Raw genomic sequence first — 17,410 nt, 5'->3', positions numbered from 1 at the left:
TATCACCAATCCAAGTTAAATTACTTAAAGTCTATCGATTCATCTTTGTCGCACGACTGTTGATCCAACAGCTTCCGCCATATAAAAAACGCCATCACCAACCAATAAATAAGATAGTTTACCGCATGCGCTATAGCAACTCCTTGGAGGCCATATAGCTTTGTCAATACCCAAGTAAAAAACACAAAACTTGCCGCAAAAAACACTTCAGAAAAAATAAAGAGCCTCATCATGGCCTTACCAAGCATCAAATAAGCCAATATCCACCCTCCTATCTTTAGCGTATCGCCAAACATTTGCCACGCGAACAAATCACGCATTGGCGCGAAGTCAGTGGTAAAAAGGGTTGCAATGATAAAATCCCTTAGTAAGTAAATAATTAACGCACATATAGCCGCAATTGGTAATATAATTCGGTACCCTTGTACGATTTCGCTCTTTATCTCAGACGCCTCCTGCAGTTCAGATAACCTAGGGAGATAGTAAACACTCAACGTGGTCGTTATGAGCATTAGGTAAGCGGCACTTAGCCGCCACATTGCTTCCCAATAACCGGCGGCCTGCCAGCCGAAAGTCTCACCAAGATAATCACGTACCAAAATATGGCTAACGGGAACGCAGGCAGCCGATGTCAATGCCATTGCTACGTATTTTATCAAGTTAAAAGCTATCGACTTATCGATACCTGAAAAGAAATAAGAGCATTTAAACCATGGCGTTTTACAACACAAATAAAGCGTAACAAAAAAAGCGAAGGATTGATAAACAGCAAGTGCAATCAAGGCACCGTACAGACCGAAACTAGCAGTCATCACTGAAGTAACCACTAGTGAAAAAATGCTTCCAGATATATTGGCGAGCACATATGTTACTATTTCTTTTTTCCCGTTAATTACCGCCATAAAGAGAGTATTAAAAGAGAAAAACACCAATGATACGGAAAACCATAAAAACACCCCGCCCAACTTTCGATCATTCAAGAACCAGTCAGCCAATGCCTCATTGGATATTGCAATAACCAACGCAGCGAGCAACGAACCGCATAGAGCTATTGTGCCGGCCGTGCCCCATAGCCTGCGCTGCGCTATAAGGTCCTCTCGATACTCAGCTGTATATTTCGTAACTCCTGTATTAATCGCCCCACCAGCAAATGCAGTTATCATTTGCACTGCGTTCTGAAACTGTCCAAGCGCTGCGTACCCAGATGGCCCGACATATACAGCAAGCACTTTGTTGATACCCAAAAGCGTGAGCATTTTTATTGCAACTGCAATCCCGTTCAGGATCCCCGTCTTTATCAATGTCATTAGGAAGCGCCGATACTACTAAAGTTATTACATGCCGAAACCACCTTCAGTGCCTCTTCTCTGGTCATAGTCGGCCCCAACGGCAAACTCAACACTTCATTATGTATAGCCTCTGTGACGGGCAACGCCATTCCTGACCAAGCTGAATACGCTTTTTGTTTATGGACAGGGATTGGATAATGGATGAGTGTCTGAATGCCGTGCTTTTCGAGATGCTTTTGCAGCGCTTCACGATGACGTGTACGAATTACAAAAAGATGCCAGACATGTCCTTCCAAGGCTTCAACGTTAGCATCTCTATCTAACGGAAGCGTAATTTCAGCATTCTTAATTCCCTGTATATAAATTTGCGCGACTTCACGGCGCAGGCATACCTGTTTTTCAAGATACTTCAACTTCACAAGCAAAATTGCCGCCTGTAACTCGTCCAGACGACTGTTAACTCCGCGATATAGGTTCTGGTATTTTTCGTGCGACCCGTAGTTTCGCAGCGCACGCAATACTTCAGCAAGTTCATCGTCGTTGGTCGTGATCGCTCCGCCATCGCCGAGCGCGCCCAGATTTTTGCCTGGATAGAAACTGAAGCCGGAAGCATCGCCCCAAGCACCTGCTTTTTTACCATTATGACTTGCACCATGCGCTTGTGCAGAGTCCTCCAACACCAAAAGTTTATATCTTTTGGCAACTGAAATTACGGCGGGCATATCGGCAAGCAAACCGTACAGGTGAACAGGTAATATAACCTTTGTTCTCGGGGTAATCGCTTGTTCTATATTGTCGATATTTATGTTGTAAGTTATAGCATCCGGCTCAACTAACACGGGAACGAGATCGTTTTCCGTAATAGCCAAGATGCTAGCAATATAGGTATTAGCAGGAACGATTACCTCGTCCCCGCTCTTAAGCCTACCCATTTCCTTCCAGGCACGCAGCGTCAGACTTAATGCATCTAAACCATTGGCGACACCAATGCAATACTTAGTACCACAATACTCCGCAAAAGCTTTTTCAAAGCTTATTAGCTCAGAACCCGCAATGTACCAGCCTGAGTCAATTACCCTCGCACATGCTTCCAACAGCTCATCTCGCACGTCGTAGTTAATTGCTTTTAAATCGAGAAATTTAATCATCAGATATATACCAGATTATTCTAGCTGGACCGCCTACTACCACGGAAATCCAGGAGCTTAATTAGTTACACCTACACAAGCACTTTGATATTCAAGCCACCAGCGCTGACATAGGTAAAAGCGTAGCGACAGTTTTTGTTGATTGCCATTACTTCAGGAACAACGCAAAGCTGCCTAACAGGGCTATTATCCATACCATTTCTGGCTATCTGTACGAAGTCATTTGTCTACGCCCTTTTTGTAAGCTCTAAGAATTCGGAGTAATTCCGAATATAATCTTGTTCATCATAATAATCGCTAGCCAAGACAAGAAGGACACAATCTGACGTGAAGTCATGCATTTCATGCCATATCATTTTATCGATAAATATAGCCTTGCATGAACTGTTCAGTATCACCTGTTCGCTGTTCAACCCGTCGTCCATTAACATACGGCATTGACCTGACACACAGATAGCCGTTTGCTGAAGAGCTTTATGTGCGTGGTAGCCGCGGGACACGCTTGGCGCCGTTCCCATAAGAAAGTAAACCCGCTTGATGTCAAACGGTACATTTTTTTGTGCTTCTAACACAACCAGTTGCCCACGCTCGTCGCCCAGCACTTGCAAGTCTACTAAATCTACTAAACTCATTTATACCCCCTCTCAAGAGCATTTTTTACGTCGAGCTATCAGCAGAGCACCAGCCCGCCTGGAAATATTCGTTATTAGACCACGAAAGTGGCGGGCAAGCCAAAACCACGCTTTAGGCGACCCCTTTTGAACGGTTTTTCATCACCCTCCTCTGCGTGATTCCAAACCAACGGTGACTCCTCTAACATCCAAATTATCACGTGTGCCCATGAACTAGGTGAGGTAGCGGCCGCGAAAGGGTCCTGACGTAATCCGATTCTCCTGATAGGCGATATGCCTGCACGCCGGAGAATCTAGGCCGCAGCCTATCAATAATGGGTGCACGCCGGTGCACCTACATCATGGATAACTACGCTTTTAACGGCGGATTGACGAGCACGAGCGTTTCACCTTTCGGCTTAAGATGATCGCTGCACTGTTGGGTCGACCCCAAATTTTGTCTAAACAGTTAGAGCAATCTCAAAACTCGAAACACGATGTGTGACGGTGGTCAGCGGACCGTGACCGAAGAGATTTCTTCAGCGAGGGAAGGTTATAAAAGGGCATCTAAACATTATAAAAAGTCTATGAACCCAAAAGCGGCTTTGGAGCTTAAGACATTGATAGTAAACACTCACGGCCGCATTGTTTAGGAACAGCCACTGCCATCAAAGAAGAATATTTCAACGAGAATATCGTCGTACAGATGTCGTGACGCCTTGCAAGCTTCTCTCCCAAAAGACCTCTACGGGTATCAGGAGCGACGTATTATCTTCATTAACGCACTGAACATCGGCCCAATAAGAAAACCAATAATTAGGGACAGTGTCACAAATACTGACGCGGGCATTTCAGGCCCTGACGTCCCTAAGAACGAGAATACTACGCTCTGCCGATTTTCCAACACAAACACCATAATCGCTAGAACCACAACGACGATAACCAACGAAAGCAGAACGCACCTAAATCTAAGCATCATCTTTCCCTCAAAAAAAACTCAAATCACCTCTTCCTCATCTTCGTTCACCCGATCGCGCAACTCCTTCCCCGGCTTGAAATGAGGAACAAACTTGCCGTCAAGGCTGACGGATTGACCTGTTTTTGGGTTACGACCAACACGTGGCGCACGATAGTGCAACGAAAAACTCCCAAACCCACGAATCTCAATCCGATCCCCAGTCGCCAGGCACTGGGACATTTGTTCAAGCATGGTCTTGATAGCCAGCTCCACATCCTTGGATGAGAGCAGCCCTTGATGGGTGACAATTCGTTCGATCAACTCCGACTTCGTCATATTTTTCCCTTCTTTTTCAAGCAGCTAGGAAAAGCGCTTCGAAGGTTTTAGCATGACTTGATGAATTTGAACAGCCCACGCGACAACTAATATGCGGGATAACTGGCGACGTGCCGTAAGCGCATTCGCCCCTCAATTACAGATCACCAACATGGTGCGGGTCACAGCACCTGCCGGATTCCAGCCAAAGAGATAGTCGCCCTCTTCGTCCTTGGCGTCGCTGGATCGGGTGATGACCTTGTAGCCCTGCATCTTGCACTCGCGGGCGGCGCGCTTCTCGCACTTCTCCCATTTGTTGCCCAGGCCCGAGCAGTCGATCTCGATGCCGCTGGCGCCGCGTTTGGCGTGGGTCTTGGCGCTGATGGTGGAGCAGCCTGCAAGCACTAGCACTGCGAGTATTAGGATAAGCCTGTTCATTCAATTCCTTATTGAAGCGACAGCACGGGAACCGTCTTTCTTGAAACTATAGTCAGTTCTGACACTGAGCTGTACGTCTTGGTTCTTGAGGTTGATTCAACGAATTTCAGGCGCAAAAAAGGGCGACCGAAGTCGCCCTTTTTTTATGGTCTGACAGAACTTAGTTCTGTTTTTCCATTTGTGCACGCAACAGGTCGCCCAGAGTGGTAGGACCAGCAGCGATGCTATCCGAAGGCTTGTCTTTCAAGCTTTGGATGGCTTCTTTCTCTTCAGCATCGTCTTTCGACTTGATGGAGAGCTGGATTACACGGCTCTTGCGGTCAACGCTGATGATCTTGGCTTCTACTTCCTGGCCTTCTTTCAGTACGTTACGCGCGTCTTCAACGCGATCACGGCTGATTTCGGAGGCTTTCAGAGTCGCTTCGATATCGTCGGCCAGAGTGATGATGGCGCCTTTAGCGTCAACTTCTTTCACGATACCCTTAACGATTGCGCCTTTGTCGTTGTCCTGAACGTATTCAGAGAACGGGTCGCTTTCCAGTTGCTTGATACCCAGGGAGATACGCTCGCGCTCTGGGTCAACCGACAGGATAACGGTGTCCAGCTCGTCGCCCTTCTTGAAACGACGAACAGCTTCTTCGCCCACTTCGTTCCAGGAGATGTCGGACAGGTGAACCAGGCCGTCGATGCCGCCGTCCAGACCAATGAAGATACCGAAATCGGTGATCGACTTGATGGTGCCGGAGATCTTATCGCCCTTGTTGAACTGGCCAGAGAAATCTTCCCATGGGTTAGATTTGCACTGCTTGATGCCCAGGGAGATACGACGACGCTCTTCGTCGATGTCCAGAACCATGACTTCCACTTCGTCGCCGACTTGTACGACTTTCGAAGGGTGGATGTTCTTGTTGGTCCAGTCCATTTCGGAAACGTGTACAAGGCCTTCAACGCCTTCTTCCAGCTCAGCGAAGCAGCCGTAGTCGGTCAGGTTGGTAACACGCGCGGTCACGCGGGTGCTTTCTGGGTAACGGGCTTTGATAGCGACCCATGGATCTTCACCCAGTTGCTTCAGGCCCAAGGAAACACGGTTGCGTTCGCGATCGTATTTCAGAACCTTGACATCGATCTCGTCGCCAACGTTGACGATTTCGGAAGGATGCTTGATACGCTTCCAAGCCATGTCGGTAATGTGCAGCAGGCCATCGACGCCACCCAGATCGACGAATGCGCCGTAATCGGTGAGGTTCTTGACGATACCTTTGACTTGTTGGCCTTCCTGCAGGGATTCCAGCAGAGCTTCACGCTCGGCGGAGTTCTCTGCTTCCAGGACGCTGCGACGGGAAACGACAACGTTGTTGCGCTTCTGGTCGAGCTTGATGACCTTGAATTCGAGTTCCTTGCCTTCCAGGTGCGTGGTGTCGCGCACAGGACGAACGTCGACCAAAGAACCTGGCAGGAACGCACGGATGCCGTTAACGTCGACAGTGAAGCCGCCTTTAACCTTACCGTTGATAACGCCCTTGACCACTTCTTCAGCTGCGAAGGCTGCTTCGAGAACAATCCAGCATTCAGCGCGCTTGGCTTTTTCACGGGACAGCTTGGTTTCACCGAAACCGTCTTCAACCGAGTCCAGAGCAACGTGAACTTCGTCACCGACATTGATTGTCAGATCACCAGCATCGTTGTAGAACTGTTCCAGCGGGATCAGAGCTTCAGACTTCAGACCAGCGTGAACGGTTACCCAGCGAGCTTGGTAATCGATATCAACGATAACACCGGTGATGATGGAGCCTGCCTGAAGGTTCAGGGTTTTTAGGCTTTCTTCAAAGAGTTCCGCAAAGCTTTCGCTCATTTTAATTCCTGTTGATAAGGGCGGAGAATACGCCCATCTCCACACCCCAGACGGTGTGGGTCAGTTTCAATTAAAAGAAGCGCCACAGGACTATGACTGGTCCCCTGCGGCCTTCTTGGTCACCCGGCGATATCGCGAATGGCGATCTCGCTCATGATGCGTTCCAGCACCTGCTCGATGGACAACTCCGTGGAATCCAGCTGTATGGCATCAGCCGCCGGCTTGAGCGGGGCTACTGCGCGCTGGGTATCACGCTCATCGCGTGCACGGATCTCATCTAGCAGACTCGACAGACTAACACCATCGACTTTGCCCTTCAACTGCAAGTAACGGCGGCGCGCCCGCTCCTCGGCGCTGGCGGTGAGGAAAATCTTCAGCGGCGCCTCGGGAAACACCACGGTGCCCATGTCGCGGCCATCGGCCACCAGGCCCGGCGGCTCCTGAAATGCGCGCTGGCGTTGCAGCAAGGCATCGCGCACCGCCGGCAGCGCGGCGACCTGGGAGGCCCAGGAGCCGACCTGCTCGTTGCGCAGGTCATCGGTCACATCGTCGCCTTCCAAGATGATGCGCTGGGGATGACCTTCCGTCGCGCCAACGAACTGCACGTCGAGGTGCGCCGCCAGCAGCTTCAGGGATTCTTCGTTGGTCAGGTCGACGCCGTGGTTACGCGCCGCAAACGCCAGCAAACGGTACAGCGCGCCGGAATCCAGCAGGCACCAGCCCAGGCGCTTGGCCAGGATGCCGGCAATCGTGCCTTTGCCCGAGCCGCTTGGCCCGTCGATGGTAATCACCGGTGCTTTGATATTCACAATTGAGCCTCTTGGGCAACACGGATGCCGACTTGGGCACACAGTGTAAGAAAGTTCGGAAAAGACGTAGCAACATTGGCACAGTCATGGATACGAATCGGCGCCGCTGCCCGCAGGGAAGCCACGCTGAAGGCCATGGCGATGCGGTGATCACCCTGGGCATGCACGTCACCACCGCCCATCAGGCCGCCGTCAATGATAATCCCATCGGGCGTCGGTTCACACTTGACCCCCAATGCCAGCAGACCATCGGCCATCACCTGGATACGGTCGGATTCCTTCACGCGCAGCTCTTGAGCCCCGCGCAATACGGTTCGGCCTTCGGCACAGGCCGCCGCGACGAACAGCACCGGGAACTCATCGATGGCCAGCGGCACCAGGGCCTCGGGTATCTCGATACCCTTCAACGCCGCCGCCCGCACGCGCAGGTCTGCCACGGGCTCGCCGCCGACTTCGCGTGGGTTTTGCAGGGTGATATCCGCGCCCATCAGCCGCAGGATGTCGATCACCCCGGTTCGTGTCGGGTTGACGCCCACATGCTCCAGCAACAGCTCGGAACCCTCGGCAATCGAAGCCGCCACCAGGAAGAACGCCGCCGAGGAAATATCCCCCGGCACTTCTATATGGGTCGCCGTCAATGCATGGCCCGACTCCAGCGAAGCCGTCGCGCCCTCCACCGCCACCGGGTAGCCGAAGCCGCGCAACATGCGCTCGGTATGGTCGCGGGTTGGTGCAGGCTCGGTCACCGATGTCTTGCCTTCCGCGTAGAGCCCCGCCAGCAACAGGCTGGATTTGACCTGGGCACTGGCCATCGGCATCGCGTAAGCCAGGCCTTTCAACGACTGGCCACCGCGGATGGTCAGCGGCGGGCGCCCGTCCGGCCCGGTCTCGATCACCGCGCCCATGTCCCGCAGCGGCTTGGCCACGCGATTCATCGGGCGCTTGGACAAGGAGGCATCGCCGGTCAACACGCTATCGAAACCCTGCGCCGCCAGCAGGCCGGACAGCAAGCGCATGGAGGTGCCGGAATTACCCAGGTAGATCGGCCCCGGCGCCGCCTTCAAGCCATACAACCCTACGCCATGGATGGTCACGCGCCCATGGTGCGGGCCTTCGATCACCACGCCCATGTCGCGGAACGCCTGCAAGGTGGCCAAGGCGTCTTCGCCTTCAAGGAAACCTTCGACTTCGGTCACGCCGTCGGCCAGCGAACCGAGCATGATCGACCGATGGGAGATCGACTTGTCGCCCGGCACCCGGATGCGCCCGCTCAAGGGGCCGCCCGGGTTGGCGAGGAAGGTCAGGTCATCGGCGTTCACAGCGGTTTCCATATAGGCCCGGCGTGCCAGGATCTTGCTGAAATGTTCACGCGCCACCCGCGCTCGGGTGAACACGCCCAATAATTGATGGCCATCTCCGGCATCGACCGCGTCGCGCAAGGCGTCGAGGTCGCTGCGAAAGGTGTCCAGGGTGCGCAACACCGCTTCGCGATTGGCGAGGAAGATGTCGTGCCACATCACCGGGTCGCTGCCGGCGATCCGCGTGAAATCGCGGAAGCCACCGGCGGCATAACGGAAAATCTCAAGGTTCTCGTTGCGTTTGGCCAACGAATCCACCAGGCCAAACGCCAGCAAATGCGGCAGGTGGCTGGTCGCCGCCAGCACTTCGTCGTGACGCTCGACCTGCATATGTTCGACATCCGCGCCCAGCTCACGCCACAGGCGATCCACCACCGCCAGCGCAGCCGGGTCGGTTTGCGCCAGCGGCGTGAGGATGACCTTGTGCCGACGGAACAGCTGCGCATTGGACGCCTCCACCCCGCTCTGCTCGGAACCGGCAATCGGATGGCCCGGCACGAACCGCGCCGGCATGCCGCCAAAGGCCTGTTGCGCCGCACGCACCACATTGCCCTTGGCACTGCCGACGTCCGTGAGGATCGCCTGGCCCAAATCCATGCCGGCCAGTACGGCGAGCAATTTCTCCATGGCCAGGATCGGCACGGCAAGCTGGATCACGTCGGCGCCCTGGCACGCGAGCGCCAGGTCCGCTTCACAGCGGTCCACCACGCCCAGCTCAACCGCCAGCGCGCGCGAGCGCGGGTCCAGGTCCACGCCGACCACTTCGCCGCACAGCCCGCTCTCACGCAGGCCTTTGGCGAAGGAGCCGCCGATCAACCCCAGGCCGACCACCACCAGGCGACCGATCATAGGCACAGCAGGTTGCAATGCAGTGACATCAACCACGAGCCAGAACCTTGGCCAGCGCCTCCAGGAAGCGGCTGTTTTCACCCGGCAGGCCGATGGTGATGCGCAGGTGATTCGGCATGCCGTAGTTGGCCACCGGGCGCACGATCACGCCTTCGCGCAGCAGCCCCTGGAATACCGGGGCGGCCACCTGGCCCAGGTCGACGCAGATGAAGTTGCCCTTGGACGGAATCCAGCCCAGGCCCAACGCACGGAAGCCTTCCTGCAACTGCAGCATGCCGCTTTCGTTGATGCGCCGGCCTTCTTCCAGGTACTCGGCGTCCTTCACCGCCGCACAGGCCGCCGCCAGGGCGAGGCTGTTGACGTTGAACGGTTGGCGCACGCGGTTCAGCACATCGGCGACGATGGCGGTGGACAGGCCGTAGCCGACCCGCAGCGACGCCAGGCCGTAAGCCTTGGAGAAGGTGCGCGAGACCAGCAGGTTCGGGTACGCCGCCAGGAAATCCAGGCCGTCCGGCAGGTCGCTGCCTTCGGCGTACTCGATGTAGGCTTCGTCCAGCACCACCAGCACGTGCTCCGGCACGTCCTGCAGGAAGTCATCCAGCGCCTGCGCGTCGAACCAGGTTCCGGTCGGGTTGTTCGGATTGGCGATGAACACCACGCGGGTCTGTGCGTCGATGGCCGCCAGCATCGCCGGCAGGTCGTGGCCCCAGTCCTTCGCGGGAATGACCCGCGCATCGGCACCGACGGCCTGAGTCACGATCGGATAGACCGCAAACGCGTGCTCGCTGAACACCGCGTTCAAGCCCGGCGCCAGGTAAGCACGGCCGACCAGCTCGAGGATGTCGTTGGAACCGTTGCCCAGGGTCACCTGGTTCAGCTCGACCCGGCACTTTTGCGCCAACAGCGACTTGAGGGCAAACCCGTTGCCATCAGGGTAGCGCGTCAGTTCGGCCAGCTCTGCATGAATGGCCGCCAGTACTTTAGGGCTCGGGCCCAGCGGGTTCTCGTTACTCGCCAGCTTGACGATCTTCGCCGGGTCCAGATTCAACTCACGCGCCAGCTCGTCCACGGGCTTGCCCGGAACGTAAGGCGACAGTTGTTGCACGCCCGGCTGCGCCAGGGCGAGGAAGTTGCCACTCATGTTAAAGCCTCACAAAACCGCTTTCGGGTAAGAGCCCAGCACCTTGAGTGCCACGGCTTCCTGACTGATTTTCTCGAGCACGCCCTTGACCAGCGGGTCGCGGTGATGGCCGATGAAGTCGATAAAGAACACGTAGGTCCATTTACCGCTGCGCGAAGGACGGGTCTCGATGCGCGTCAGGTCAATCCCGTTGTCGTGGAACGGCACCAGCAGCTCATGCAGCGCGCCGGGCTTGTTGCTCATGGAGACGATGATCGAGGTCTTGTCGTCGCCGGTCGGCGGCACTTCCTGGCTGCCGATCATCAAAAAGCGCGTGGAGTTGTCCGGGCGGTCCTCGATTTTTTCCGCCAGGCGCGTCAGGCCATACAGGCCCGCCGCCATGTCCCCGGCGATCGCCGCCGAGTTCCACTCACCCTTGACCCGCTTGGCCGCCTCGGCGTTGCTGGACACCGCCACGCGCTCGACATTCGGGTAATGCGCGTCCAGCCACTTGCGGCACTGGGCCAGTGACTGCGCGTGAGAGTAGATGCGGCTGATGCTGTCGGTCTTGGTGTTCTCGCCCACCAGCAGGTGGTGGTGAATACGCAGCTCGACTTCACCGCAGATCACCATGTCGTGTTCCAGGAAGCTGTCCAGCGTGTGGTTGACCGCGCCTTCGGTGGAGTTTTCCACCGGCACCACGCCAAAATTCACCGCGCCGGCCGCCACTTCACGAAAGACTTCGTCGATGGCGGCCATCGGCTTGCTGATCACCGCGTGGCCGAAGTGCTTCATGGCCGCCGCTTGAGTGAAGGTGCCTTCCGGGCCGAGGTACGCCACTTTCAGCGGCTGCTCCAGCGCGAGGCACGAAGACATGATTTCACGGAACAACCGCGCCATTTCTTCGTTGCCCAGCGGGCCCTTGTTGCGCTCCATCACGCGCTTGAGCACCTGGGCTTCACGCTCGGGACGGTAGAACACCGGCACTTCGCCTTCGGCCAGGGAAGCCATTTTCACGCGTGCCACTTCCTGGGCGCACCGCGCGCGCTCACTGATCAGCTCCAGGACTTTCTCATCCAGGCTGTCAATGCGTACACGCAGGGCCTTGAGTTCTTGCTCGGACATTAGCCGTGTTCCTTTTCGAACTCTGCCATGTAAGCCACCAACGCGTTGATGGCGTGGATGTCGACAGCGTTGTAGATGGAGGCGCGCATGCCACCGACCGAACGGTGACCCTTGAGGTTCAGCAGGCCGCGCTCGTCGGCGCCGGCCAGGAACGGCTTGTCGAGACGGTCGTCCGCCAGGCGGAACGGCACGTTCATCCACGAGCGGTCGCTGAGGTTGATCGGGTTGCTGTACAGGCCGCTGGCGTCGATGAAGTCGTACAGGGTGCGCTTCTTCACTTCGTTGAGCTTGCCCATGGCGGCGACACCGCCCTGCTCTTTCAGCCATTCGAACACCAGGCCGGACAGGTACCAGGCGAACGCCGGCGGGGTGTTGTACATCGAGCCGTTATCGGCCGCGACCTTGTAGTTGAGCATGGTCGGGCACAGCGAACGCGCGCGGCCGAGCAGGTCTTCACGGATGATGTTGACCAGGATGCCGCTCGGGCCGATGTTCTTCTGTGCGCCGGCGTAGATCATGCCGTATTTGGACACGTCGATCGGGCGCGAAAGAATGTCCGAAGACATGTCGCACACCAGCGGGACGTCGCCCACTTGCGGCACCCAGTCGAATTGCAGGCCGCCGATGGTTTCGTTCGCGACGTAGTGCACGTAGGCCGCGTCCTTGGACAGCTTCCACTCGTTCTGGCCGGGAATCGCGAAGTAGTCGTAAGGCTTGGCGGTGCCCGCCACATTGATATGGCCGTAACGCGAGGCCTCTTCTATAGCCTTCTGCCCCCAGATACCGGTATCGATGTAGTCGGCCGTGCCGCCTTCGGGCAGCAGGTTCAGCGCAATCTGCGCGAACTGCTGGCTGGCGCCGCCCTGCAGGAACAGCACTTTGTAGTTGGACGGGATGCCCAGCAAGTCGCGCAGGTCCTGCTCGGCCTTGGTGGCGATGGACACGAACTCATCACTGCGATGGCTCATTTCCATCACGGAGAGGCCTTTTCCATGCCAGTCGAGGAGTTCACCCTGCGCGCGCTGCAGGACTGCTTCAGGAAGCGCCGCGGGACCGGCACAGAAGTTATAGGCTCTCTTGCTCACATCCAATCTCACTTTGATTTGGTGGTAGTCACGCAAACAAATATATCAGCCGACACCCGATTCAGTGTGGGAGCGGCGGTGCGACGATTCGACTTGCTCGAAGGCGGTGGGTCAGTCGAATGTGTATTGACTGACACTCCGCTTTCGCGAGCAAGCCCGCTCCCACATGGGAATCTCCATCGCTGTCGATATTTCCGTCCGGACAAACAACAAGGGGGCGAATCTTCATCCGCCCCCTGTGTGTCCGCTTATTCCTGCGGTTCTTCTTCGTCTGCGGCTGCATCGAGGGTTGGCTCGTCGACGTTGTCATCGCCGGTTGCGATCACCTCGCCTTCAAAGTCTTCACCTTCGAGCTCTTCGCCTTCGACTTCCGATGGTTCCTGCACACGCTCCAGGCCCACCAGTTTTTCGTCCTTGGCCAGCTTGATCAAGGTTACGCCCTGGGTGTTACGGCCCAGGCTCGACACTTCGGCGACACGGGTACGCACCAGGGTGCCCTGGTCGGAAATCAGCATGATTTCCTCGCCGTCGAGCACCTGGACCGCGCCGACCAGACGGCCGTTGCGGTCGTTGCTGACCATGGCGATCACGCCCTGGCCGCCACGCTTGTACTCCGGGAACTCGCTGATGGCCGTGCGCTTGCCATAACCACGCTCGGAAGCGGTGAGGATCTGGCTGCCTTCTTCCGGGATCAGCATCGAAATCAGCTTCTGCCCTTCCGGCAGGCGCATGCCGCGCACACCGCGAGCGGTACGACCCATGGCGCGAACGTCGGACTCCTTGAAGCGCGTGACCTTGCCGCCGTCGGAGAACAGCATGACTTCACGCTCGCCGTCGGTGATCGCGGCGGAGATCAGTACGTCGCCTTCATCCAGCTCCAGGGCGATCAGGCCCACGCTGCGTTGACGACTGAAGGATTCCAGCGGGGTCTTCTTCACAGTGCCCTTGGCGGTGGCCATGAAGATGAAGTGACCTTCGGTGTATTCCTCGACCGGCAGCATGGTGGTGATGTATTCATCACTGTCCAGCGGCAGCAGGTTGACCAGTGGGCGACCACGGGCGGCGCGGGACGCTTCCGGAATTTCGTAGGTCTTGAGCCAGTACACCTTGCCCTTGCTGGAGAACAGCAGCAGCGTGGTGTGGCTGTTGGCGACCAGCAGGTGAGCGATGTAGTCCTCGTCCTTCACGCCGGTAGCCGATTTACCTTTACCACCACGGCGCTGGGCCTGGTACGCCGCCAGCGGCTGGGTCTTGGCGTAGCCACCGTGGGAGATGGTCACCACGCGCTCTTCTTCCGGGATCATGTCGCCCAGGGTCAGGTCGAGGCGCGCATCGAGGATTTCGGTGCGGCGCACATCGCCGTATTCGGCGCGGATCACTTCCAGTTCTTCGCGGATCACTTCCATCAGGCGCACGGCGCTGTTGAGGATGCGGATCAGCTCGCCGATCTGGTTGAGGATCTCCTGGTACTCGGCCAGCAGCTTCTCGTGCTCCAGACCGGTCAGGCGGTGCAGGCGCAGTTCCAGGATGGCCTGGGCCTGTTCCGGCGACAGGAAATACTTGCCGTCACGCAGGCCGTATTGCGGGTCCAGGGTCTCGGGGCGGCAGGAATCGGCGCCGGCGCGTTCAACCATCGCCACTACGGCGCTGGATTCCCACGGCATCTTGATCAGCGCTTCTTTAGCTTCCGACGGCGTCGGCGAAGCCTTGATCAGGGCGATCACCGGGTCGATGTTCGACAGCGCCACCGCCTGACCTTCCAGGATGTGGCCGCGCTCGCGGGCCTTGCGCAGTTCGAACACGGTACGGCGGGTGACCACTTCGCGGCGGTGACGCACGAAGGCTTCGAGCAGATCCTTGAGGTTCAGGATGCGTGGGCGGCCATCGATCAGTGCAACCACGTTGATACCAAACACGCTTTGCAGCTGGGTTTGGGCGTAGAGGTTGTTGAGGATCACCTCGGGCACTTCGCCACGACGCAGCTCGATCACCACGCGCATACCGTCTTTGTCGGACTCGTCGCGCAGTTCGGTGATGCCTTCGAGCTTCTTCTCTTTAACCAGCTCGGCGATCTTCTCGATCAGACGCGCCTTGTTCAGCTGGTACGGAAGCTCGGTGATGACGATCTGCTGGCGGCCACCGACCTTGTCGATGTCTTCGATCATCGAGCGGGCGCGCATGTAGATGCGGCCGCGACCGGTACGGTAGGCTTCGATGATGCCGGCGCGGCCGTTGATGATCGCGGCGGTCGGGAAGTCCGGGCCGGGAATGTATTGCATCAGCTCATCGACGGTCAGCTCGGGGTTGTCGATGAGGGCCAGGCAACCGTCGATGACTTCACCGAGGTTGTGCGGCGGGATGTTGGTCGCCATGCCCACGGCGATACCGCTGGAACCGTTGACCAGCAGGTTGGGAATACGGGTGGGCATGACGGCCGGGATCATTTCGGTGCCGTCGTAGTTCGGCACCCAGTCCACGGTTTCTTTGTGCAGGTCGGCCAGCAACTCGTGCGCCAGCTTGGTCATGCGCACTTCGGTGTATCGCATGGCCGCGGCGTTGTCGCCGTCGACCGAACCGAAGTTGCCCTGGCCGTCTACCAGCAGGTAGCGCAGGGAAAACGGCTGGGCCATCCGAACGATGGTGTCGTACACCGCAGTGTCGCCGTGAGGGTGATACTTACCGATCACGTCACCGACAACACGGGCAGATTTCTTGTACGGCTTGTTCCAGTCGTTACCCAGCTCGCTCATCGCGAACAGCACACGCCGGTGCACGGGCTTCAAGCCGTCGCGCGCATCAGGCAGTGCCCGACCGACGATGACGCTCATCGCGTAGTCGAGGTAGGACTGTTTCAGCTCGTCTTCGATATTGACCGGGAGGATTTCTTTGGCCAGTTCGCCCATGAGAAGCCTGATTCCTTTTTCGGGTGAAACCTCGTCACATCCATTCGGGACGAACGAAGCTCGCCGCTGCCGGCAGAGTGCCTGGACAACGACTTACGACAAATCAACGAGTTATGACACGGATCTGCACGTTATAGGCCACCCCTCGGGGCGGCCCTGGAAACCGCCGGATGTTATCACAATCGCCGCCACGCACCTATCCCCCTGATGCGCATGGAGGCTAGTAATTTGACCGGTGACAGGCTTGAGAGGGACGAGAGGGGCTCAGAGGTGGGGTGGTGCTGTTTTTGGAGGGCAAATCAGAGAGATTTATTGACTTATAGGACCATTCGCGAGCAAGCCCGCTCCCACATTTGGATTTGTGAACCCATTCAAAATGTGGGAGCGGGCTTGCTCGCGAATGCTATCTGACAGGCGCCAGGGATCTCAATGCAACCGCTTACGGCACATCAACTTGGCCAACTTGGCCGTATCCGGCCGTTCGACAACGCCCTTCTCCGTCACGATTACATCGATCAGATCCGCCGGCGTCACGTCGAATACCGGGTTGTAGGCGCTCACATCCGCCGCAAAACGCTGGCCGGCGACTTCCAGCAGCTCGCCGGCATCGCGCTCTTCCAGGGCAACATCATCGCCAGTGACCATCATCAGGTCCAGGGTCGAACTCGGCGCCACCACCATGAACCGCACGCCGTGGTGCATGGCGCACACCGCCAGTTGATAGGTGCCGATCTTGCCGATCACATCGCCATTGGCGGCAATGCAGTCGGCACCGACGATCACCCAGGTCACGCCCTTGGTCTTGAGGATATGCGCACCGGCCGAGTCGGCATTCACCGTCACCGGGATGCCATCGCCCGCCAGCTCCCAGGCGGTCAGGCGCGAGCCTTGCAGCCAGGGCCGGGTTTCATTGGCGTACACCTGTTCGACCATGCCCTCCAGGTAGGCCGCGCGGATCACCCCGAGCGCCGTGCCGACACCGCCGGTCGCCAGGGCGCCTGCATTGCCGTGGGTGAGAATCGCCTGGGCATTGCCCTGGTGCTTGCGGATCAGCTCGACACCCAACTGGGCCATGGTGAGGTTGGCTTCGCGGTCACTCTCGTGGATCGCAATCGCCTCGGCTTCCAGCACCGCCAGCGGATCGGCGTGTTTCTTGACGCGGTCCAGGCGGTCGCGCATGCGCCTCAATGCCCAGAACAGGTTCGACGCGGTCGGTCGTGTATCGGCCAGCAATGCGTAGTCTTCTTCCCACGCAGCCTGCCAGTCACCGCCTTCGGCAATGCGTTCGCGAGCGGCCAGCACCAGGCCATACGCAGCGCTGATGCCAATGGCCGGCGCACCGCGCACCACCATCGAACGGATTGCCGCAGCCACCTCGTCGACCGTCACGCAGGCCACCCAGCTCTCCCGGGACGGCAAGGCACGCTGATCGAGCAGGTACAGCGCGCCATCACGCCAATCGATGGCTTTCACTTTCTCCGCTGCCAACAGTCGATCGCGCATCCGTTACTCCGCACTCAAGAACAAAGCCGCCGATTATAGCGATCCGC

At 57.2% G+C, this 17,410-nt stretch carries 14 protein-coding genes; all 14 read right to left on the bottom strand.

What is annotated here, in order from left to right; translation table 11 throughout:
- Window positions 1-20: 20 nt before the first annotated feature.
- Complete coding sequence (locus tag H0Z09_RS19375; RefSeq protein ID WP_186692610.1) at window positions 21-1,307, bottom strand: O-antigen translocase; 1,287 nt, start codon at window positions 1,305-1,307, stop codon at window positions 21-23.
- Window positions 1,307-2,437 (bottom strand): DegT/DnrJ/EryC1/StrS family aminotransferase, encoded by a 1,131-nt coding sequence (locus H0Z09_RS19370; protein WP_186692608.1) that lies wholly within the window; start codon window positions 2,435-2,437, stop codon window positions 1,307-1,309. The genes H0Z09_RS19375 and H0Z09_RS19370 overlap by 1 nt, the downstream gene beginning before the upstream one ends.
- Before the next feature lie 227 nt (window positions 2,438-2,664).
- The gene (locus tag H0Z09_RS19365; protein WP_186692605.1) at window positions 2,665-3,069 is read right to left on the bottom strand and encodes an FdtA/QdtA family cupin domain-containing protein; all 405 of its coding nucleotides are present in this window, start codon (window positions 3,067-3,069) and stop codon (window positions 2,665-2,667) included.
- A gap of 733 nt (window positions 3,070-3,802) precedes the next feature.
- Window positions 3,803-3,964 (bottom strand): LapA family protein, encoded by a 162-nt coding sequence (locus H0Z09_RS27510; RefSeq protein WP_273017468.1) that lies wholly within the window; start codon window positions 3,962-3,964, stop codon window positions 3,803-3,805.
- Between the two features lie 81 nt (window positions 3,965-4,045).
- Entirely contained in the window at window positions 4,046-4,342 is a 297-nt protein-coding gene (gene ihfB, locus H0Z09_RS19355; RefSeq protein ID WP_186692603.1) for an integration host factor subunit beta, read from the bottom strand.
- Window positions 4,343-4,474: 132 nt separating this feature from the next.
- Window positions 4,475-4,759: a hypothetical protein gene (locus H0Z09_RS19350; protein ID WP_186692601.1), complete on the bottom strand. Its 285-nt coding sequence runs from the start codon at window positions 4,757-4,759 to the stop codon at window positions 4,475-4,477.
- Window positions 4,760-4,919: 160 nt separating this feature from the next.
- Window positions 4,920-6,611: a 30S ribosomal protein S1 gene (gene rpsA, locus H0Z09_RS19345; protein ID WP_012722933.1), complete on the bottom strand. Its 1,692-nt coding sequence runs from the start codon at window positions 6,609-6,611 to the stop codon at window positions 4,920-4,922.
- A gap of 119 nt (window positions 6,612-6,730) precedes the next feature.
- Window positions 6,731-7,420, bottom strand: coding sequence for a (d)CMP kinase (gene cmk, locus H0Z09_RS19340; protein WP_012722932.1), 690 nt, complete (start codon window positions 7,418-7,420; stop codon window positions 6,731-6,733).
- Window positions 7,417-9,627 (bottom strand): bifunctional prephenate dehydrogenase/3-phosphoshikimate 1-carboxyvinyltransferase, encoded by a 2,211-nt coding sequence (locus H0Z09_RS19335; RefSeq protein WP_238340280.1) that lies wholly within the window; start codon window positions 9,625-9,627, stop codon window positions 7,417-7,419. Before H0Z09_RS19335 ends, cmk begins: the two co-directional genes overlap by 4 nt.
- 28 nt (window positions 9,628-9,655) lie before the next feature.
- Window positions 9,656-10,768, bottom strand: coding sequence for a histidinol-phosphate transaminase (gene hisC, locus H0Z09_RS19330; protein WP_186692596.1), 1,113 nt, complete (start codon window positions 10,766-10,768; stop codon window positions 9,656-9,658).
- A gap of 9 nt (window positions 10,769-10,777) precedes the next feature.
- A complete protein-coding gene (gene pheA, locus H0Z09_RS19325) occupies window positions 10,778-11,872 on the bottom strand; it encodes a prephenate dehydratase (RefSeq protein ID WP_003172650.1) in 1,095 nt (364 codons plus the stop codon).
- Window positions 11,872-12,957, bottom strand: a complete 1,086-nt coding sequence (gene serC, locus H0Z09_RS19320; protein ID WP_186692594.1) for a 3-phosphoserine/phosphohydroxythreonine transaminase — start codon at window positions 12,955-12,957, stop codon at window positions 11,872-11,874. The genes pheA and serC overlap by 1 nt, the downstream gene beginning before the upstream one ends.
- Window positions 12,958-13,205: 248 nt before the next feature.
- Window positions 13,206-15,860, bottom strand: a complete 2,655-nt coding sequence (gene gyrA, locus H0Z09_RS19315; protein WP_186692592.1) for a DNA gyrase subunit A — start codon at window positions 15,858-15,860, stop codon at window positions 13,206-13,208.
- Window positions 15,861-16,286: 426 nt separating this feature from the next.
- Window positions 16,287-17,363: an S-methyl-5-thioribose-1-phosphate isomerase gene (gene mtnA / locus H0Z09_RS19310; RefSeq protein ID WP_186692590.1), complete on the bottom strand. Its 1,077-nt coding sequence runs from the start codon at window positions 17,361-17,363 to the stop codon at window positions 16,287-16,289.
- Window positions 17,364-17,410 lie beyond the last annotated feature (47 nt).

The organism is Pseudomonas sp. SWRI18 (genome assembly GCF_014268345.1).
GTDB lineage: Bacteria > Pseudomonadota > Gammaproteobacteria > Pseudomonadales > Pseudomonadaceae > Aquipseudomonas > Aquipseudomonas cedrina.
This window is presented reverse-complemented; position numbering and strand designations above follow the sequence as displayed.

Coding starts and splice junctions, on each gene's coding strand:
- H0Z09_RS19375 (WP_186692610.1), bottom strand. CDS start 1,307: ATGACATTGATAAAGACGGGGATCCTGAACGGGATTGCAGTTGCAATA.
- H0Z09_RS19370 (WP_186692608.1), bottom strand. CDS start 2,437: ATGATTAAATTTCTCGATTTAAAAGCAATTAACTACGACGTGCGAGAT.
- H0Z09_RS19365 (WP_186692605.1), bottom strand. CDS start 3,069: ATGAGTTTAGTAGATTTAGTAGACTTGCAAGTGCTGGGCGACGAGCGT.
- H0Z09_RS27510 (WP_273017468.1), bottom strand. CDS start 3,964: ATGGTGTTTGTGTTGGAAAATCGGCAGAGCGTAGTATTCTCGTTCTTA.
- ihfB (WP_186692603.1), bottom strand. CDS start 4,342: ATGACGAAGTCGGAGTTGATCGAACGAATTGTCACCCATCAAGGGCTG.
- H0Z09_RS19350 (WP_186692601.1), bottom strand. CDS start 4,759: ATGAACAGGCTTATCCTAATACTCGCAGTGCTAGTGCTTGCAGGCTGC.
- rpsA (WP_012722933.1), bottom strand. CDS start 6,611: ATGAGCGAAAGCTTTGCGGAACTCTTTGAAGAAAGCCTAAAAACCCTG.
- H0Z09_RS19335 (WP_238340280.1), bottom strand. CDS start 9,627: ATGATCGGTCGCCTGGTGGTGGTCGGCCTGGGGTTGATCGGCGGCTCC.
- hisC (WP_186692596.1), bottom strand. CDS start 10,768: ATGAGTGGCAACTTCCTCGCCCTGGCGCAGCCGGGCGTGCAACAACTG.
- pheA (WP_003172650.1), bottom strand. CDS start 11,872: ATGTCCGAGCAAGAACTCAAGGCCCTGCGTGTACGCATTGACAGCCTG.
- gyrA (WP_186692592.1), bottom strand. CDS start 15,860: ATGGGCGAACTGGCCAAAGAAATCCTCCCGGTCAATATCGAAGACGAG.
- mtnA (WP_186692590.1), bottom strand. CDS start 17,363: ATGCGCGATCGACTGTTGGCAGCGGAGAAAGTGAAAGCCATCGATTGG.